The following is a 17,039-nucleotide window of genomic DNA, read 5'->3' as shown; positions in this document are numbered from 1 at the left end:
TGCGTGCGTGCGTGCGGTCAGTAGCCCTTGGCGATCCGGCGGGCCTTCTCCAGGTCGTCGTGGTTGTCGACCTCGACCCAGTCGACCTCGCCGATCGGCGCGACGCCGATGCGGCCGCCGCGGTTCACGAGCTCCTGGTAGCCGTCCTCGTAGTAGAGGTCGGGGTCGCGCTCCCAGGTGGCCTTGAGCGCGTCGGCCAGCGGCTCCGCGGCGACGGGCTCGATCAGGGTGGCGCCGATGTACTCGCCGTTCGCGGTGGCGGGGTCCATGAGCTTGGTGATGGTCCGCAGGTGGCCCTCGGTGTCGAGGATCACCTTCATCTCCTCGTCGGCGAGAGTTTTCACGTCGTCCACCGCCAGGAGGATGTCCGGTCCGCGGTTCGCCAATAGGGTCTTCTCGACGCCCACCGGATGGACCGTGTCGCCGTTGACCATCAGGACGCCCTTGGAGAAGTACTCCCGAGCGAGCCACATGGAGTAGGCGTTGTTCCACTCCTCGGCCTTGTCGTTGTGGACGAGGGTCAGCGACACCCCGTACCGCTCCTCCAGGGCGCCCTTGCGCTCGCGCACCGCCTCGGCGCGGTAGCCGACGACGATCACGACGTCGGTCAGCCCGACCTCGGCGAGGTTGCCGAGGGCGATGTCGAGGATGGTGGTCTCGCCGTCCACGGGGACCAGGGCCTTGGGGAGGGTGTCGGTGTACGGCCGCAGCCTCCGGCCCGCGCCCGCCGCCAGCACCATGCCGATCATGCTTTCTTCTCCCTCTCGCCGTGGGGGCCTTCCCCCACACCCCCGGACAACTTCTTCGTCAGGTCGATCGTCACTCCGCCGGCGCGGCCGTGCCGCGCCCACGTGGCGGCGCTCTCACCGCCGGACAACACGCCAAGGTAGGCGGCCAGCGCCGCGTACGCGAACGGAAGCGGCGCGAACACGGCCGCGAAGGCCGTGATCAGCATCCGGCCCTCCCAGCCGAGCCCGGCGAGGCGGACCCACCGCGGCGGCCGGCGCCCCTGGCGGGTGCGGTAGGCGGCGTCGTAGTGGTGGAGCGCGAGAACCGTGAGCAGCACGTAGACGAGCGGCGCCGGGACTGCCCGCGCGTCCCCCAACACGGCGAGGTAACCATACTCGATCCCGCGCAGAATGGGCGGAACCAGCCAGTCCAGCCGCCCGGCGTGCGGGTTCCCGGACGCGGGCGCGGCCAGCAGCAGCACGACGAGCGGCGCGAACACCGCGGGTTCGGGCCCGAGCCGCGCTCCGGGCTCCGGGCCGGCGGTGAGCAGCAGGGCCGTGGCGGCGGCCGCGAGGACGGCGGCCGGCAGCGGCGAGGCCGCCCGCCCGCCGCCCTGCCGAGGGCGCGCGAGAGCGGGCCGTCGTCGCGGTACGTCCCCACCGTCGTCATCGCGACAGCGACCTCGCCACCCGTCCGGCCAGGGTCGCCGCGGCGGCGGCCGAGCCCCACGCGAGCAGCGCGGCGAGCGCCGGCCGCGCGCCGGCGAGGGCGGCGACGACCGCGATCAGCGCGAGCCGCTCGCCGAGCGGCAGCCGCAGGCTCTTGGCCGCCCGCCGCGCGACCCTGCCCCGCGGGGACGGGCCGTGCCGGGACGAGGCGCGGGCGGCGCCCGCGCTTGGACGCCGCATACGAGGCCGAGACCGTGTGGCGGACGGACAGCAGCGCCGCCGCGCCCGCCGCCGGCCACCAGGCGCTCGTCCCGGAGGCCGCGGCCCCGGCCGCCAGGCCCGCGTAGACGGCGAGCTCCCCGACCCGGTCGAGGACGGCGTCCGGCCGGGCGGCGAACGGGCTCGCCCGGCGGCGCAGGCCCGCGCCCGCCTGCCCGAGGACGAGCGAGGCGGCCAGCAGCAGGGCGCCGGCCACGAGGCCGCCTCGCACTCCGGCGGAGAACCACACCGCCGCCAGTCCCGCGAACGCGAGCGAGGACGCCGACACGGCGCCGGCGGCGATCCCGCGCCCGTCGGCCCACCGGGCGACGGCCGTGGCGCCCGGCCCGGTCAGGTACGCGGCGACGAGGCCGTCGCCGGGCCGGACGCGATCGCGCGGGCGCGCGCCGTCCGCATCGGCGTCCACGGTGTCCACGGCATCGGCGGCCTCTCGATCCGGGCGGGTGACCGCGGGGCGGTCCGGTACGTTGAGCGTGACCGGCCGCTCACGCGCGGGCGCCTGATCCATCGGTGCCTCCGGGCCGGTCGCAGCAGCAGGGCAGTGCAAAGCGTAGTGGCTCGACTGCGCAGGGTCATGGAAACCGGGAAGAGATGGCGACGCGTACGGTTGCGGTGGTGCTCGCCGGCGGGGTCGGCGCGCGCATGGGCGCCGGGCGCCCCAAACAGCTCATGGAGGTCGGCGGGCGGCCGATCCTGGCGCGCGCGGTCGGCGCGTTCGACGCCCATCCGGGCATCGGCGAGGTCGTGGTGGTGATGGCGCCCGGGCACCTGCGCGAGGCCGCCGCGATCGCCGCGCCGTTCCGCAAGACGGCGGCGGTGATCGAGGGCGGCGCGACCCGGACCGCGTCCACGGTGGCGGCGCTGCGCCTGCTGGAGGACCGCACGGACGACGTCCGCGTCCTGTTCCACGACGCGGCCCGCCCGTTCGTCGACCCCCCGGTCATCGACCGCGTGCTGGAGGCGCTGGAGTCCTGCGAGGCCGTCGCGGTCGGGGTGCCCTCGTCCGACACGATCGTGGTGGTCGAGGACGGGACGGTCGCGTCGATGCCGCCGCGCGAGACGCTGACCCGGTTCCAGACGCCGCAGGCGTTCCGGCTCGGCACGATCCGCAGGGCCTACGCGCTGGCCCTGGCCGACCCGGGGCTGCGCGCCACCGACGACTGCGGGATCGTGCACCGCTACCTGCCGGACGTCCCGATCCGGGTCGTGGCGGGCAGCGAGCGCAACCTCAAGGTCACCCAGCCGCTCGACGCCGTCATCGCCGAACATCTCGCCAGCGAGGAAACACCGTGATCTTCGAGAACACCCCCACCGTCATCGGCCACCGCGGCTTCGGCTCGGGCGAGGTCGCCCCGCCCGGGGCGGCGGAGCCCGTCGCCGAGAACACGCTGCCCTCGATGCTCGCCGCGGTGGAGGCGGGCCTGTCCTGGATCGAGATCGACGTCACGCGGACCGCCGACGACGTCCTCGTCCTGCGGCACGACCCGACGACCGTGGACGGCGACCACCTGATCGACCTGCCCGCGACCGCGAGCGGCCTGCCGCGGCTCACCGAGATCTTCGACGCGCTGCCGGCGGACGTGGCCGTCGACGTGGACGTGAAGACCGTGCTGGAGGACGCGCTGGACGAGCCGGCCCGCCGCACCGGCGCGCTCCTGGCACCGGTGCTGCGGCGGGAGGCGGAGCGGCGCCGGCTGCTCGTCACGTCGTTCGACCCGTCGCTGCTGATGTTCCTGCGCGAGGAGGCGCCGGGCGTCCCGCTCGGGCTGCTGACGTGGCTGCGGTTCCCGCTGTGGCACGCCGTCCCCGCCGCGGCGGGCCTCGGCATGGACGTCGTCGCGGTGCACACCGGCTCGTGCGGCATCGAGCACCCGGACACGCGGCTGCGCCCGCTGGAGCACTGCGTGGAGATCGCGCACAAGGCGGGCCTGGAGGCGGTCGCCTGGTGCCCGTCGGCCGAGGCCGCGCCGACCTACGCGGCCGCCGGGTTCGACGCGATGGTGGTCAACGACATCCCCGGCGTGCTCGCGGCCGTCTGAACCGCCGGCGGGGCCGCGGCGGGCTCAGCTCGGGCGGTTGCCGCCGTACATCTGCGTCCACTCGCCCGGGGGCTCGTCGTCGTCCGGGCGGCCCCTGGCGGGCGGCTCGGACCGGCTCCCCTCGGCGGGGCGGGCCGGCGGCGGAGGCGGGTTCGACCCGGGCCGCTGACCGTGCGGCTGAGCGGGCGCCTGCCCGTACTGCGGCGCGTCGTGCCAGGGCGGGCTCTGCCCCGGCGCGGGGGCGGCTGGGGCGCTCCCATGGGCGCCTGGCCGCCGGGCATGGGCGGCGGGCCCAGCGGCGCGGGCGGCGGGCCGCCGTACCGCGGCCCGGCGGCGGTGCGGGCCTTCCACCGCGACGGCGCGAGCGAGGCGACCAGGAGCGCGACGCCCAGCAGCAGGAAGATCCCGTAGGGGGCGAGCGTCGTGTAGCCGAGGTAGAGCTCGCGGCTCAGCAGCCCGCGTCCGGAGTGCTCGAACGCGAAGCGCGGCGACGCGAGCCACAGGACGCCGATCCCCGCGTAGGCCGCCCCGGGGATGAGCGAGGCGAGCGGCGAGACGCGCGAGCCGGCGGCCAGGCCCACCAGGACCGCCGCCACCAGGACCGCCGCGGCGCCGATCCAGCGGTCCTCGCCGCCCCGGGTGAAGAAGTACCGGAAGTACTCCGTGAACTTGGTCGTGCTGTACATCAGGCACAGCGCGATCACCGGGGTCACCACGAGCCCGATCAACACGCCGAGGCCGTGGCGCGCTCCGTTGGACATGGCCACCTCCGTTGCGGCGGGCGGGATCCCGCCAAACCTAACGGTCAGACGGGCCCCGCACCATGCTGGTTCAGAGGTGATCGTACATTTATGTCCTATTACTGGACGGATTCGCCGGGTTTGATCGGTGTGGGCTGGCCCAGCCGCGGCGGGCTGGTCAGGAACCCGACGCCCCAGGTCACGTGCATGGTGGCGAAGACGAGCGGGAGCCGGATCCAGGCGGCCGCCGGCAGCCCGCGCCCCTCCACCGCCGCGCCGGCGATCATCGCGGCCGCGTACCCGCCGGGCACGATCCAGCCGGGCCAGAAGCCGAACAGCCCCGCGACGACGCCCGCGGTCATCGCCACCACGGCGATCGGCGGCGCGAGGTAGCGCAGGTTGAGCGTGCCCTGGTGCTCGCGCCCGACGACGCGCCGCCAGCGCCCGGTGTGGAAGTACTGGCGGGCGAGCGCCCGCAGGTTGGGCCGGGGCCGGTAGGTGACGCGCATGCGCGGGGTGAAGTAGATCCGGCCGCCGGACTGCCGGATGCGGTGGTTCATCTCCCAGTCCTGCGCGCGGGTGAACGTCTCGTCGTAGCCGCCGACGCGGTCGAGCGCGCTGCGGCGGAACGTGCCGAGGTAGACCGTCTCCACCTCGCCCGCCTCGCCGCCGGTGTGGAAGCGGGCGTTGCCGACGCCGAGCTTGGACGTCATCGCGCGGGCCACGGCCTTCTCGAACGGGGTGACGCCCTCGGCCGCCATGATCCCGCCGACGTTGTCGGCGCCGGTCTCCTCCATCGTCTCGACGGCGGCGCGCACGTAGTCGGCGGGCAGCAGGGAGTGCCCGTCCACCCGGACGATGATCGAGTACTGCGACGCCTTGATCGCGATGTTGAGGCCCTGCGGGGTGCGCCCCGTCGGGTTCGCGACGACGATGACGCGCGCGTCCTCGGCGCCGAGCTTGCGGGCGATCTCCTCGGTGCGGTCGCGGGACGGCCCGATGGCGAGCACGAGCTCCAGCTCGCCCGGGTAGTCCTGGCTGAGGATGCGGCGCACGGCGTCGGTCAGGTGGCGCTCCTCGTTGAGGACCGGCATCACCACCGAGACGGCGGGCCACGTGCGCTGACCGGAGTCGGGAAGGGGCTTCACGGAGTAGCGGGTTTCCTGGTTCATGGCGCGCTGGGCACGGGGAGACGAATTCATGTGGGCTCGCGGGCGCACCCGTCCGGCGGACCGGAGGGAGGCGCACCTTCCTCTCTCTTGCTCGCTTGTCTGACGCAGCCCACGCCACCCAGGTTTGCGTGCGGGCCGCCGGGGTGTGGTCAAGACGGCGCCACGTTACTGCAAGGACACGAGGTCCAGGTAGCGAACGGACGGGTGTCCCCCACTTTAGAGTGGTGGGGACTCGCGTCAGCGTGTGATCTTCGGGAGGCGGCGGCCGGCATGGCAGACGGGCACGACTCTGGTCGCGGCGACGCCGACCCCCTGGAGCGCTATTTCCGGCCGCGTCCCGGTGCGCACGCGGCCGAGGACGACGGCGACATCGAGGGCGTGACCATCGACGGGATGCCCGCGCCGCGCGTCCCGGTGCAGAGCCCGCGCGGACCGCGCCGGCCCGGCCGGGGGCTGAGCCCGCGGGCGGCGACGAGCGCGCGGCGGCAGAAGCGCTTCCTCACCCTGACGGGGACGGCCTCGGCGTTCGTGCTGCTGACCTCGGGCGGCGCGTGGGCGTTCCAGAACTACGTCACCGGCCTGATCGACAAGGTGTCGGTCGGCGGGCTCGGCAAGGGCCGGGACACGCCGAAGGGCGCCATGACCATCCTGGTGGCGGGCGTCGACCGGCGCGAGGGGCTGACGAAGGAGCAGCAGAAGGCCGCCAAGCTCGGGCACGAGGCGGGCGAGCGCTCCGACACGATGATGCTGGTGCACGTGTCCCGCGACCACGACAGCGTGTCGGTCGTGAGCCTGCCGCGCGACTCCTACGTGACGATCCCGAGCCACAGGTCGAACGGGTCGGAGGGCGCCAAGGGGACGCGGGTCGCGGCCCGTCCGGGCAAGCTCACCTGGGCCTACCAGTTCGGCGGGCCCGACCTCACCGTCAGCACGGTCAAGCAGGCGACCGGCGTGTCGATCGACCACTACGTCGAGGTGAACTTCTACGGGTTCGTGCACATGGTGGACGCGATCGGCGGCGTGGACGTGTGCACCGAGGAGGCCGTCGACGACAAGAAGAGCGGCCTGCGGCTCCCGGCCGGGAAGTCGCACGTGGACGGCCTGAAGGCGCTCGCGTTCGCCCGCGCCCGCTACTCCCTGACGGGCGGCAGCGACCTCGGCCGCATCGACCGGCAGCAGCAGTTCATGGCGGCGATGATGAAGCAGGCGCTGTCGACGAAGACGCTGGGCGACCCGGTCAAGTCCACGAGGTTCCTGAACGCCTCGCTGAAGTCGCTGCGCGTCGACGAGAAGCTCGCCGACAACCTGCCGGGGCTCACCGACCAGATGAAGAACCTGTCGACCGACGACCTCACCTTCGCGAAGGTGCCGCTGTCGAACCCGGCCTACGACGCCGTGCTGTGGAACGCGCCGTCGCTGCAGTCGACCGTCCAGTGGGACCAGCACAAGGCGCGCGACCTGTTCACCCGGCTCCGCCGCGACCAGCCGCTCGCGACGCAGAGCCCGAAGCCGAGCGCCACGCCGACGAAGAAGTCCGGCGACGAGCCGACGGTGCCGCCGGACGACATCTCCGTCCGCGTCCTCAACGCGATCGGCACCCGCGGCCTCGCCACCCGGGCGGGCGGCGAGCTCCGCAAGGCCGGCTTCAAGGTGACCGTCTCGCCGGGCGTGGCGCGGCGCGGGCAGCAGACGACGCAGATCCTGTACGGGCCGGGCCGGGAGGACTCGGCCCGCACCCTCGCCGCCGCGATCCCCGACGCCGAGCGCAAGAAGGTCTCCTCGCTCGGGTCCCAGGTGCAGGTGATGGTCGGCGCGGACTGGGACGGCGCCGACTGGGCCGGCGTGAAGGAGGTCGAGGTGAAGGAGTCGCCGAGCCCGTCGCCGACGGAGGGGTCCGCCATCGAGGCCGGCACGGCCACCCAGAAGCTCTGCGGCTGAGCGGGGCGTCCGCGCCCCCGCCCCGCGCCTTCTAGAATGCGTTTCTAGTCGCGAGCGGGGAGGCAGCAGCATGGGCGAGGACGTGCCGGCCGGGTCGTTCTACGAACCGCTCGGCGGGGGGCGGTTCGCGTCCACGGCCGCGACGGCGGGCCCCTGGTCGCCGGGCCTCCAGCACGGCGGGCCCGTGTCGGCCCTCATCGGGCGGGCCTTCGAGCGGCACGCCCCCGTCCCCGGCACCCGGCTGGCGCGGGTGACCGTCGAGATCCTCAACCCGGTGCCCGTGGCGGAGCTCGAGGTCGGCGTGCGCGTGGTCCGCCCCGGCCGGAGGGTCGGCTTCCTCGAAGGCGAGATCACGCACGAGGGGAGGCCGGTCGTCCGCGCGAGCGCCTGGCGGATCATGGCGGCCCCCGCCCGCCTGGAGCCCGTCGTGCACGCGGCCGCGCCGCCGGACCTGCCCGCGACGCCGGAGCCGTTCGGCGAGTGGGCGGGCATGCACCGGGACGGCTACCTGGCCGCGATGGAGTGGCGGCTCGTCCGCGGGGCCTTCGGCGAGCCCGGCCCGGGGACGGTCTGGGCGCGGCCGCGGGTCCCGCTGGTGGCGGGCGAGGACGACACGCCCCTCGCTCGCGCGCTGACGCTCGCCGACAGCGCGTCCGGCATCGGCGGCCAGCTCGATCCGGCCGAGTGGCTGATCATCAACACCGACGTCACCGTCGCGCTGCACCGCGAGCCGGTCGGCGAGTGGCTGTGCCTCGCCGCGTCCATGGACGCCGCCCCGGGCGGCAGCGCGCTCTGCCAGGGGACGCTCGCCGACCGCCGCGGCGAGCTCGGCCGCGTCCTGCAGACCCTCCTCGTGGACGAGCGCCCGCCGGGCTGACACGGCCTGGAAAGAGCCCGAACGGCACTCTGTGCGACCATTCTGCTACGGTGAGTAGCGCCCGGGCGACAGAGAGCACAGAGAGCAGAGTTCCTACCTCGTCAGGAGTGCAGAGATGTCCACAAGGATTCTCGGCTTGCTCACCACGACCGCCGCCGTCTCGTTGGCGCTCAGCGGCGGCGTCGCCGCCGCGAGCGTCGCGCGCACCGCACCTCCGCCGGCAGCACCGGCACCACCGGCGCCGCCGCAGGCGATCGCCCCGTCCGGGACGAACCCGGCGTTCGACATGGACCCGTTCACCATGAACCCGTCCGACCCGGCGCCGGCCCCGAACGCGAACCCGAACTCGGCGGCGAACGCCGAGCCGAAGCCGAACACCGCACCGGAGCCCGGCACGGCGCCGGAGCCGAACGCACCGAAGCCGAACGCCGCGCCGGAGCAGGGCGCCGCGGCGCCGAAGTCGAACGCGGCGCCGAGGGGCAGGTCCGGGGCCAAGGACGGCACCGACCTGAAGGCCTGCGAGGACGCGGAGTGCCAGGTCGAGATCAAGGACGGCCAGACGATCACGTTCGACCGCAGGCTGGGGATCGACCCGCTGAAGGTCAAGATCGAAGGCGACCGGGTGACCTTCTCCTCGCGCGGCCGCCACGGTGTGATGATCACCTCGATCGACGCGTCGCGGCCCCACTCCAACGCCACCTACAACAACATCACGCTGCGGCCCCACCGGGCCAAGAACGGCGCCATGATCCTCGACATCTCGCACGACTGAGCGAACGCGGGGCGCTGAACCGACCCACGGAAACGGAGGGGCGGGCCGATCGGCCCGCCCCTCGTTTCCGTGCCTCGTCCGCGCCGCCGCGCGCTACTTGAGGAGCTGGCGGGCCATGACCATGCGCTGGATCTGGTTGGTCCCCTCGTAGATCTGGGTGATCTTGGCGTCGCGCATCATCCGCTCCACCGGGAACTCCCGCGTGTACCCGTACCCGCCCAGCAACTGCACCGCGTCGGTCGTCACGTCCATCGCCACATCCGAGGCCAGCGTCTTGCACGCCGACGACACGAACGTCAGATCCGGCACCCGCTCCCCGCCCATCGCCCGCTCGGACTTCACCGCCGCGTGATACGTCAGCTGCCGCGCCCCCTCCAACCGCATCGCCATATCCGCCAGCATGAACTGCACACCCTGGAAATCAGCGATCGCCTTGCCGAACTGCCGCCGCTGCTTGACATACCCCACCGCGAAATCCAGCGCCCCCTGCGCGATCCCCAGCGCCTGCGCCGCGATCGTGATCCGCGTATGGTCCAACGTCGCCAACGCCGTCTTGAACCCCGTCCCCTCCGCACCGATCATCCGATCCGCCGGAACCCGCACGCCCTCCAGCACCACCTGACGCGTCGGCGACCCCTTGATCCCCAACTTGCGCTCCCTGGCCCCGAACGACACCCCCGCATCCTGCCGCGCGTCCACCACGAACGCCGAGATCCCCCGCGCCCCCGCACCCGGCTCGGTCACCGCCATCACCGTGTAGAACCGCGACACCCCCGCATTGGTGATCCACATCTTCGCGCCGTCCAGCACCCAGTGATCCCCATCACGCACCGCACGCGTCCGCATCCCCGCCGCGTCCGACCCCGCATCCGCCTCCGACAACGCATAGGAGAACATCTCCTCCCCCCGCGCCACCGGCCCCAGAAACCGCTCCTTCAACCCCGGCGACCCCGCCAGCAGCACCGGAACCGTCCCCAGCTTGTTCACCGCCGGAATCAACGACGAGGACGCGCACACCCGCGCCACCTCCTCGATCACGATCACCGTCGCCAGCGCATCGGCCCCCGCACCCCCGTACGATTCCGGCACGTGCACCGCATGCAGATCACCCGCCACCAGCGCCTCCAGCGCCTCCTGCGGGAACCGCGACTCCTCGTCCACCTCCGCCGCGAAAGGAGCGATCTTGGCCTCGGCCAGCTCACGCACCGAACGCCGCAACAGCTCATGCTCCTCCGACGGCGCGTACGTGGGAAAATCAGCACTCATGCCGCCGATGCTACCGGCCAGTAGGCAGTGGCGGCCGACGTGGGCGGGCGCCCGCGGCGGGCACGTGTCCAGTAGGGCCGCTAGTCGGCGACAGCGAACGGAGAGGAGCAGGCCTTGTCCCACCGGCTGACGGTCATCGGAACCGGTTACCTCGGCGCGACCCACGCGGCGTGCATGGCCGACCTGGGTTTCGAGGTACTGGGCCTCGACGTGGACGCGGAGAAGATCGCGCGGCTCTCGGCCGGCGACCTGCCCGTGTACGAGCCGGGCCTCGAACCCGTGCTGCGCAGGGGGCTGGAGACCGGCCGGCTGCGCTTCACCACGTCCTACGAGGAGGTCGCGGAGTTCGGCGACGTCCACTTCCTGTGCGTGGGGACCCCGCAGAAGGCCGGGGAGTACGCGGCCGACCTGTCCTACGTCGACGGCGCGGTCGCGGCGCTGGCGCCGCTGCTGACACGGCCCTGCCTGGTCGTCGGCAAGTCGACCGTGCCGGTCGGGACGGCCGCGCGGCTCGGCGAGGCGCTCGCCAAGGCGGCGCCGGCGGGCGAGGACGCCGTGCTCGCGTGGAACCCCGAGTTCCTGCGCGAGGGCTTCGCCGTCCAGGACACCCTGCACCCCGACCGGATCGTGGCCGGGCTCCCCGCCGACCCGGGCGCCGCCGAGCACGCCGAGAAGGTGCTCCGCGAGGTCTACCGGACGATGATCGCCGAGGGGACGCCCTTCATCACCGCCGACTTCCCGACCGCCGAGCTGGTCAAGGTGTCGGCGAACGCTTTCCTCGCCACCAAGATCTCGTTCATCAACGCGATGGCGGAGGTGTGCGAGGCCGCGCACGCGGACGTGACGAAGCTCTCCGAGGCGCTGTCCTACGACGACCGGATCGGCGGGAAGTTCCTCGGCCCGGGTCTCGGGTTCGGCGGCGGCTGCCTGCCGAAGGACATCCGGGCGTTCATGGCCCGGGCGGGCGAGCTCGGCGCCGACCAGGCGCTGACCTTCCTGCGCGAGGTCGACGAGATCAACATCCGGCGCCGGATCCGGATGGTGGACCTCGCCCGGCAGCTGCTCGGCGGCTCCTTCGCCGGGCGGACGGTCGGCGTCCTCGGCGCCGCGTTCAAGCCGAACTCCGACGACGTGCGCGACTCCCCCGCGCTGGACGTGGCCGCCTCCATCCGCGCGCAGGGCGCCCGGGTGACCGTCTACGACCCGCAGGCCATGCGCAACGCGCGCCGCGCCCAGCCGACCCTGGAGTACGGCGAGTCGGCGATGTCGGCCGTGCAGGACGCGCACGCCGTCCTGCTGCTGACCGAGTGGGCGGAGTTCCGGGACATGAACCCGGCCACCGTCGCCGAGGCCGTGGCGGAGCGCAACATCGTGGACGGGCGCAACGCGCTCGACCCCGAGCGGTGGCGCGCGGCCGGGTGGAACTACCGGGCCCTCGGGCGCCCGTGACGCGGAACTAAAGCGGCACGGGCGGTGTTGAGGCGTGCATGAGCGCTGACTTCGCCGACCAGGCCGTGATCCGCCGCCTGCTGAACGAGTCGAGGACGTGGGCCTTCGTCGGCCTCGGAGACAACCCGGCGCGGGAGGTCTACAGCCAGGCCCGGCTGATGCAGCAGCGCGGGAAGCGGATCATCCCCGTGCACCCGGAGGCGCGCGAGGTGCTCGGCGAGACGGGGTACGCCTCCCTCGCCGACGTCCCGGGCGCCTCCGAGGTGGACGTGGTGGGCGTCTACCGCCGCGCCGAGCACGCCGGGCGGGCGGTGGACGAGGCGATCGCGGCGGGCGCGAGGGCGGTGTGGCTCCCGCTCCAGGTGATCGACGAGGCGGCGGCCCGGCGCGCCAGGGACGCGGGGCTCGACGTCGTCATGGACCGGTGCCCCGCCGTCGAGTGGGCCCTGCGGCGCTGATCGTCCCCCCGCCGCGCCGAGCGGCGGGCGTCCCTCAGAGGCGCTCTCGGAGCCGCGCGCCCTTCGCCTTGGCCTCCCCGTAGAGGTGCCGCTGGAACACCGCCATCTTGGCCCGCAGATCGTCGTCGTAGGCGGCCAGGATCCGGACGGCCAGCAGCCCGGCGTTGCGGGCCGCGCCGACCGCCACCGTCGCGACCGGGACGCCCGCGGGCATCTGCACGATCGACAGCAGCGAGTCCATCCCGTCCAGGTACTTCAGCGGGACGGGCACGCCGATCACCGGCAGCGGCGTCACCGAGGCCAGCATGCCCGGCAGGTGCGCGGCGCCGCCCGCCCCCGCGATGATCACGCGCAGGCCGCGGGCCGCCGCGTCCTCCCCGTAGGAGATCATGTCGTGCGGCATGCGGTGCGCGGACACCACGTCGGCCTCGTAGGAGACGCCGAACTCCTCCAGCGCCCGGGCGGCGGCCTCCATCACCGGCCAGTCCGAGTCGCTCCCCATCACCACGCCGACGACCGGGTCGTTCACGCGCGCCTCCCCCTCGAATCCGTCACTGATGATCTTTCATGGCGGGGCCCCAGCGCAGGTAGTCGGCGGCGTGCCGGGCCCGCTCGCGGACCTCGGCGAGGTCGGCGCCGAGCGCGGTCACGTGGCCGATCTTGCGTCCCGGGCGGGACTCCTTGCCGTACATGTGCACCTTGACGCCCGGGTCGTGGGCCATCACGTGGATGTAGCGGGGGTAGACCTCCGGGTCGTCGCCGCCGAGGACGTTGGCCATGACCGTGTACGGGGCGGCCGGCTCGGTGGAGCCGAGCGGCAGGTCGAGGACGGCCCGCAGGTGCTGCTCGAACTGCGACGTCCGGGCGCCCTCGATCGTCCAGTGCCCGGAGTTGTGCGGGCGCATGGCCAGCTCGTTCACCAGTAGCCCGTCGCCGGTCTCGAAGAGCTCGACGGCGAGGAGGCCGACGACGCCGAGCTCGTCCGCGACGCGCAGGGCGAGGCTCTGCGCCTCGGCGGCCAGGTCCTTGGACAGGCCGGGGGCGGGCGAGATCACCTCGGTGCAGATCCCGCCCTCCTGGACGGTCTCCACGATCGGGTACGCGGCGCCCTGCCCGTAGGGGGAGCGGGCGACGAGCGCGGCCAGTTCGCGCGCGAAGGCGACGTGCCGCTCCACCATCAGGTCGACGCCCTCGGCCTGCAGGCGGTCGGCGACCGCGGCCTCCTCAAGGTCGCCGACCACCCAGACGCCCTTGCCGTCGTAGCCGCCGCGCGTCGACTTCAGGACCAGCGGCCAGCCGTGCTCGCGGCCGAACGCCTCCAGGAACGCCCGCGGCTCGGGCGACGGGACGGGCGCGTAGGCGGGGCAGGGGACGCCGAGCTCGCTCAGTCGTTCGCGCATGACGAGCTTGTCCTGGGCATGGGCGAGGGCGGCCGAGCCGGGCCGGCACGGGACGCCCGCGGCCTCCAGCTTCCGGATGTGCGGCCCGGGGACGTGCTCGTGGTCGAACGTCACCACGTCGCAGCCCTCGGCGAAGGCCAGCAGGTCGTCGAGGGCGCGGTCGTTGCCGACCCGCGCGTCCGAGACGACCAGGGCCGCCGACTCGTCCGGCGCCCCGGCGAGCACGCGCAGCGGCACGCCGAGCGCGATCGCGGCCTGCTGGGTCATCCGGGCGAGCTGCCCTCCGCCCGCCATCCCGACCACGGGCATCTCACGAACCTTCACGTCGAAAGGCTATCGGGCGGCCGGGCGAACGAATCACGCGGCGTCCGCGTCGAAGATGCGGGGAGATCTTCGTCGGTGTGTGGGCGGCCCGGCAATGGGCACGAATCCATGCGTGTGGGCGAAGCGCCCATGTTGTTGCAGCGTCCCGGGGGGCCACGGGCGTCTATTCTCGTGGTACCTCCCCGCAGTCGCCGGCCGCCGGCCGCGCCGCGCCGTGCAAGCCCGGAAGGACGGTTTCGCTTCGTGAGCCTCGTCGCCAGAATCCATCGGCGGTTCTCGCACCTCGTGCGAGAACTGGCCCAGTTCGGCAGCGTGGGCGCCATCGCGTTCGTCATCACCGTCGGCGTCGGCAACGGCCTGCACACCGGCCTGGGGGTGGGGCCGCTCACGTCCAACGGCGTCGCCACGGTGGTCGCGACGACCTTCTCCTACCTGGCCAACCGCTACTGGACGTTCCGGCACCGCGACCGCACCAACCTCGGCCGCGAGTACGTGCTGTTCTTCGCCCTGAACGGCGTCGGCCTGGTGATCACCGAGCTGTTCATCGGCTTCTCGCGCTACGTCCTCGGGCTGGAAGGCGCGGTGTTCTTCAACATCGCGCTGGTCATCGGCACCGGGGTGGCGACGCTGTTCCGCTTCTGGTCCTACAAGAAGTGGGTCTTCCTGCCGGCGAGCGCCCCGCCCGTCGACCCCGCGTCCGGGCTGCCCGAGGCCCCCTCCGGCGAGGCCGCGGCCGCCGAGGGCCCCGGCGCGACCCGCGCCGCCCCGGGGGCCGGGGGTCGGGGGCCGCGCCCCTTCGACCGCACCGCCGAGGACTACGCCGAGATCTGACCGCCCGGCCCGGCGGGCTCAGGCGGGGCCCATGACCACGCGCTCGGCGGCCAGCCGCACCTCGGCGGCCTGGCGCAGGAACACCCCGAAGACCGCGGGACGGGACTGGATCAGCTCCAGGCGCCCGCCGTCCACCACCGCCAGGGAGCGGGCCAGGTAGAGGCCGAGGCCGGTGCCGCGGCCCCCGGAGACGCTGCGCTCGAAGACGCGGGGCTCCAGCTCCGACGGGATGCCCTCGCCCTCGTCGCCGACCTCCACCACCACCGAGCTCGCGCCCGGCTTGGTGTGGATGGTCACGGTGCCGGCGCCGTGCGTCAGCGAGTTCTCCAGCAGCGTGGCGACGATCTGGGAGAGGCCCTCGGGGTGGGTCATGCCGACGAGGCCCTGCTCGCCGGTGATCCGCACGTCCCGGCCGGCCTTGCGGAAGCTCGGCCGCCACTCCTCGACCTGCTGGGCGATGATCTCGTCGATCGAAGACGGGACGGCGCCGCCGGTCCGGTCGTGCCGGGCGCGGGCGAGCAGCTGCTCGACGACCGCGACGAGCCGCTCGGCCTGCGCGACGGCCGCCGCGCCCTCCTCCCGGACGACGTCGGGGTAGTCGGCCGCCTCGATCATCTCCTCCAGCCGCATCGACAGCGCGGTCAGCGGGGTGCGGAGCTGGTGGCTGGCGTCGGCCGCGAACTCGCGGCTGGCGACCAGCAGGTCGGTGATGCGGACGGCGCTGCGGTCCAGCACCTCGGCGACCCGGTCGACCTCGGGAATGCCGTAGCGCCGCGGGCGCGGCCGGGCGTTGCCGCTGCCGAGCCGGTCGGCGGTCTCGGCGAGGTCGACCAGCGGCAGCGTCAGCTTGCGGGCCTGCACCATCGCCAGGCACACCGTGACGGCCACGCCGAGCAGGGCGAGGCTCCCGACGAGCAGGAGCAGCCGCAGCGCGGCGTCGCGGACCTGCGCCTCCGGGCGCGACACCCGCACCCTGACCCGGCCGTGCACCGCCGTCGCCGACAGCACGCGTCCGCGCCGGGGCGGCCCGGCGGTGAGCGTCCGGCCGTCCGGCAGCGTGATCGAGACGTGCCGGCCCGGGTACTCCCGGGCGAGGACGGCGGCGGTGACGGGCTGGCGCGCTTCCAGGCTGTAGCCCACGCCGCCGGCCAGGGAGGACGCCTCCCGGTCGAGCGACCGGCCGGCCTCCTCGTAGACGAGCTTGTGCGCGGCGTAGGCGAGGGGTATGCCGAGCAGGAGCAGCGCGACCACCGCCACCGCGAGCGTCGACAGGAGCAGTCGGCGCCTCATCAGGGCTCCTTCGAGGGTGGGGCCGCGGACCGTGCGGCACGCGCCCCGGGGGCCTCTCGGGAAGGCCCCCGGCGTCCCGCCGGGCCGCGGCGGCCGGTGCTAGTCGCCGCGCTCGAACCGGAAGCCGACGCCCCGCACCGTGGTGATGTAGCGGGGGCTGCCGGCGTCGTCGCCGAGCTTGCGGCGCAGCCAGGAAATATGCATGTCGAGGGTCTTGGTGGAACCCCACCAGTTGGTGTCCCACACCTCGCGCATGATCTGTTCGCGGGTCACGACCTTGCCCGCGTCCCGCACGAGGACGCGGAGCAGGTCGAACTCCTTGGTGGTGAGCTGCAACTCCTGGTCGCCCATCCAGGCGCGGCGCGACTCGGCGTCGATCCGCACCCCCTGGACGATCGGGGTCTCGGTGCTGCCCCGGCGCAGCAGGGCGCGCACCCGCGCGAGCAGCTCCGCCAGCCGGAACGGCTTGGTCACGTAGTCGTCGGCGCCCGCGTCCAGTCCGACGACGGTGTCGACCTCGTCGGCACGGGCGGTCAGGATCAGGATGGGCACGCCGTGCCCCTCGGCCCGCACCCGGCGGGCCACCTCAAGGCCGTCCAGCTCGGGAAGGCCGAGATCGAGGACGATCAGGTCCACACCGCCCCCGAGCGCCCGCTCCAGCGCCTGAGGGCCGTCGGGGCTGACTTCGACGGTGTACCCCTCGCGACGCAGCGCGCGGGCGAGAGGCTCGGAGATGGACGTGTCGTCCTCGGCGAGCAGTACTGAGGTCATGAACCGATCGTATGACCAAACTTGACCTTTGCTCGG

At 73.7% G+C, this 17,039-nt stretch carries 18 protein-coding genes; 8 read left to right on the top strand and 10 right to left on the bottom strand.

Annotation, left to right across the window (positions count from 1 at the left end):
• Positions 1 to 17 precede the first annotated feature (17 nt).
• The 3 genes from ACQEU6_RS35250 to ACQEU6_RS35240 all read right to left on the bottom strand — a co-directional run bounded on the left by ACQEU6_RS35250 (position 18) and on the right by ACQEU6_RS35240 (position 1,637).
• Positions 18 to 749 (bottom strand): phosphocholine cytidylyltransferase family protein, encoded by a 732-nt coding sequence (locus tag ACQEU6_RS35250; protein WP_499337779.1) that lies wholly within the window; start codon positions 747 to 749, stop codon positions 18 to 20.
• A complete protein-coding gene (locus ACQEU6_RS35245) occupies positions 746 to 1,279 on the bottom strand; it encodes a DUF5941 domain-containing protein (RefSeq protein WP_499340458.1) in 534 nt (177 codons plus the stop codon). Before ACQEU6_RS35245 ends, ACQEU6_RS35250 begins: the two co-directional genes overlap by 4 nt.
• Before the next feature lie 115 nt (positions 1,280 to 1,394).
• Positions 1,395 to 1,637, bottom strand: coding sequence for a hypothetical protein (locus ACQEU6_RS35240; RefSeq protein ID WP_499337777.1), 243 nt, complete (start codon positions 1,635 to 1,637; stop codon positions 1,395 to 1,397).
• 630 nt (positions 1,638 to 2,267) lie between these two features.
• Here ACQEU6_RS35240 and ispD point away from each other — a divergent pair.
• Both ispD and ACQEU6_RS35230 read left to right on the top strand, forming a co-directional pair.
• Positions 2,268 to 2,969 carry a 2-C-methyl-D-erythritol 4-phosphate cytidylyltransferase gene (gene ispD, locus ACQEU6_RS35235; RefSeq protein ID WP_499337776.1) on the top strand — a complete coding sequence of 234 codons (702 nt, stop codon included), beginning with the start codon at positions 2,268 to 2,270 and terminating at the stop codon, positions 2,967 to 2,969.
• Positions 2,966 to 3,715: a glycerophosphodiester phosphodiesterase gene (locus ACQEU6_RS35230; RefSeq protein WP_499337774.1), complete on the top strand. Its 750-nt coding sequence runs from the start codon at positions 2,966 to 2,968 to the stop codon at positions 3,713 to 3,715. Before ispD ends, ACQEU6_RS35230 begins: the two co-directional genes overlap by 4 nt.
• Here ACQEU6_RS35230 and ACQEU6_RS35225 read toward each other — a convergent pair.
• Positions 3,649 to 4,476 carry a hypothetical protein gene (locus ACQEU6_RS35225; protein ID WP_499337773.1) on the bottom strand — a complete coding sequence of 276 codons (828 nt, stop codon included), beginning with the start codon at positions 4,474 to 4,476 and terminating at the stop codon, positions 3,649 to 3,651. The two genes, ACQEU6_RS35230 and ACQEU6_RS35225, sit on opposite strands and share 67 nt — an antisense overlap.
• 98 nt (positions 4,477 to 4,574) lie before the next feature.
• Positions 4,575 to 5,627: a glycosyltransferase family 2 protein gene (locus ACQEU6_RS35220; protein WP_499337771.1), complete on the bottom strand. Its 1,053-nt coding sequence runs from the start codon at positions 5,625 to 5,627 to the stop codon at positions 4,575 to 4,577.
• Between the two features lie 270 nt (positions 5,628 to 5,897).
• Between ACQEU6_RS35220 and ACQEU6_RS35215 the strand changes: the two genes are divergently transcribed.
• The 3 genes from ACQEU6_RS35215 to ACQEU6_RS35205 all read left to right on the top strand — a co-directional run bounded on the left by ACQEU6_RS35215 (position 5,898) and on the right by ACQEU6_RS35205 (position 9,214).
• The gene (locus ACQEU6_RS35215) at positions 5,898 to 7,565 is read left to right on the top strand and encodes an LCP family protein (RefSeq protein WP_499337770.1); all 1,668 of its coding nucleotides are present in this window, start codon (positions 5,898 to 5,900) and stop codon (positions 7,563 to 7,565) included.
• 70 nt (positions 7,566 to 7,635) lie between these two features.
• Positions 7,636 to 8,442 carry a thioesterase family protein gene (locus ACQEU6_RS35210; protein WP_499337768.1) on the top strand — a complete coding sequence of 269 codons (807 nt, stop codon included), beginning with the start codon at positions 7,636 to 7,638 and terminating at the stop codon, positions 8,440 to 8,442.
• Positions 8,443 to 8,557: 115 nt separating this feature from the next.
• Positions 8,558 to 9,214: a hypothetical protein gene (locus tag ACQEU6_RS35205; protein ID WP_499337766.1), complete on the top strand. Its 657-nt coding sequence runs from the start codon at positions 8,558 to 8,560 to the stop codon at positions 9,212 to 9,214.
• 93 nt (positions 9,215 to 9,307) lie between these two features.
• Here ACQEU6_RS35205 and ACQEU6_RS35200 read toward each other — a convergent pair whose 3' ends face one another.
• Positions 9,308 to 10,480: an acyl-CoA dehydrogenase family protein gene (locus tag ACQEU6_RS35200; protein WP_499337764.1), complete on the bottom strand. Its 1,173-nt coding sequence runs from the start codon at positions 10,478 to 10,480 to the stop codon at positions 9,308 to 9,310.
• A 114-nt stretch (positions 10,481 to 10,594) separates the two neighbouring features.
• Between ACQEU6_RS35200 and ACQEU6_RS35195 the strand changes: the two genes are divergently transcribed.
• Positions 10,595 to 11,929, top strand: a complete 1,335-nt coding sequence (locus tag ACQEU6_RS35195) for a UDP-glucose dehydrogenase family protein (RefSeq protein ID WP_499337763.1) — start codon at positions 10,595 to 10,597, stop codon at positions 11,927 to 11,929.
• Positions 11,930 to 11,967: 38 nt separating this feature from the next.
• Complete coding sequence (locus ACQEU6_RS35190; RefSeq protein WP_499337762.1) at positions 11,968 to 12,387, top strand: CoA-binding protein; 420 nt, start codon at positions 11,968 to 11,970, stop codon at positions 12,385 to 12,387.
• 34 nt (positions 12,388 to 12,421) lie between these two features.
• Here the strand turns inward: ACQEU6_RS35190 and purE are convergent, their stop codons facing one another.
• Both purE and ACQEU6_RS35180 read right to left on the bottom strand, forming a co-directional pair.
• Positions 12,422 to 12,889: a 5-(carboxyamino)imidazole ribonucleotide mutase gene (gene purE / locus ACQEU6_RS35185; RefSeq protein WP_499340456.1), complete on the bottom strand. Its 468-nt coding sequence runs from the start codon at positions 12,887 to 12,889 to the stop codon at positions 12,422 to 12,424.
• A 49-nt stretch (positions 12,890 to 12,938) separates the two neighbouring features.
• Positions 12,939 to 14,096, bottom strand: a complete 1,158-nt coding sequence (locus tag ACQEU6_RS35180; protein WP_499340454.1) for a 5-(carboxyamino)imidazole ribonucleotide synthase — start codon at positions 14,094 to 14,096, stop codon at positions 12,939 to 12,941.
• 258 nt (positions 14,097 to 14,354) lie between these two features.
• Here ACQEU6_RS35180 and ACQEU6_RS35175 point away from each other — a divergent pair, with 258 nt between their 5' ends.
• On the top strand, positions 14,355 to 14,942 hold the full coding sequence (locus tag ACQEU6_RS35175) for a GtrA family protein (protein WP_499337761.1): 588 nt from the start codon (positions 14,355 to 14,357) through the stop codon (positions 14,940 to 14,942).
• 18 nt (positions 14,943 to 14,960) lie between these two features.
• On the opposite strand, the gene ACQEU6_RS35170 is transcribed toward ACQEU6_RS35175, so the two are convergent.
• Both ACQEU6_RS35170 and ACQEU6_RS35165 read right to left on the bottom strand, forming a co-directional pair.
• Positions 14,961 to 16,232: an ATP-binding protein gene (locus ACQEU6_RS35170; RefSeq protein WP_499337760.1), complete on the bottom strand. Its 1,272-nt coding sequence runs from the start codon at positions 16,230 to 16,232 to the stop codon at positions 14,961 to 14,963.
• Positions 16,233 to 16,331: 99 nt separating this feature from the next.
• On the bottom strand, positions 16,332 to 17,003 hold the full coding sequence (locus ACQEU6_RS35165) for a response regulator transcription factor (RefSeq protein ID WP_019629095.1): 672 nt from the start codon (positions 17,001 to 17,003) through the stop codon (positions 16,332 to 16,334).
• Positions 17,004 to 17,039 lie beyond the last annotated feature (36 nt).

This window comes from Spirillospora sp. CA-108201 (assembly GCF_050936235.1).
In the GTDB taxonomy this organism is placed as follows: Bacteria; Actinomycetota; Actinomycetes; order Streptosporangiales; family Streptosporangiaceae; genus Spirillospora.
This window is presented reverse-complemented; position numbering and strand designations above follow the sequence as displayed.

What these genes read in the sequence shown, in the direction of transcription:
- ACQEU6_RS35250 (WP_499337779.1), bottom strand. Translation starts at nt 749, where the DNA reads ATGATCGGCATGGTGCTGGCGGCGGGCGCGGGCCGGAGGCTGCGGCCG.
- ACQEU6_RS35240 (WP_499337777.1), bottom strand. Translation starts at nt 1,637, where the DNA reads ATGCGGCGTCCAAGCGCGGGCGCCGCCCGCGCCTCGTCCCGGCACGGC.
- ispD (WP_499337776.1), top strand. Translation starts at nt 2,268, where the DNA reads ATGGCGACGCGTACGGTTGCGGTGGTGCTCGCCGGCGGGGTCGGCGCG.
- ACQEU6_RS35225 (WP_499337773.1), bottom strand. Translation starts at nt 4,476, where the DNA reads ATGTCCAACGGAGCGCGCCACGGCCTCGGCGTGTTGATCGGGCTCGTG.
- ACQEU6_RS35220 (WP_499337771.1), bottom strand. Translation starts at nt 5,627, where the DNA reads ATGAACCAGGAAACCCGCTACTCCGTGAAGCCCCTTCCCGACTCCGGT.
- ACQEU6_RS35215 (WP_499337770.1), top strand. Translation starts at nt 5,898, where the DNA reads ATGGCAGACGGGCACGACTCTGGTCGCGGCGACGCCGACCCCCTGGAG.
- ACQEU6_RS35210 (WP_499337768.1), top strand. Translation starts at nt 7,636, where the DNA reads ATGGGCGAGGACGTGCCGGCCGGGTCGTTCTACGAACCGCTCGGCGGG.
- ACQEU6_RS35205 (WP_499337766.1), top strand. Translation starts at nt 8,558, where the DNA reads ATGTCCACAAGGATTCTCGGCTTGCTCACCACGACCGCCGCCGTCTCG.
- ACQEU6_RS35200 (WP_499337764.1), bottom strand. Translation starts at nt 10,480, where the DNA reads ATGAGTGCTGATTTTCCCACGTACGCGCCGTCGGAGGAGCATGAGCTG.
- ACQEU6_RS35190 (WP_499337762.1), top strand. Translation starts at nt 11,968, where the DNA reads ATGAGCGCTGACTTCGCCGACCAGGCCGTGATCCGCCGCCTGCTGAAC.
- purE (WP_499340456.1), bottom strand. Translation starts at nt 12,889, where the DNA reads ATGGGGAGCGACTCGGACTGGCCGGTGATGGAGGCCGCCGCCCGGGCG.
- ACQEU6_RS35180 (WP_499340454.1), bottom strand. Translation starts at nt 14,096, where the DNA reads ATGCCCGTGGTCGGGATGGCGGGCGGAGGGCAGCTCGCCCGGATGACC.
- ACQEU6_RS35170 (WP_499337760.1), bottom strand. Translation starts at nt 16,232, where the DNA reads ATGAGGCGCCGACTGCTCCTGTCGACGCTCGCGGTGGCGGTGGTCGCG.
- ACQEU6_RS35165 (WP_019629095.1), bottom strand. Translation starts at nt 17,003, where the DNA reads ATGACCTCAGTACTGCTCGCCGAGGACGACACGTCCATCTCCGAGCCT.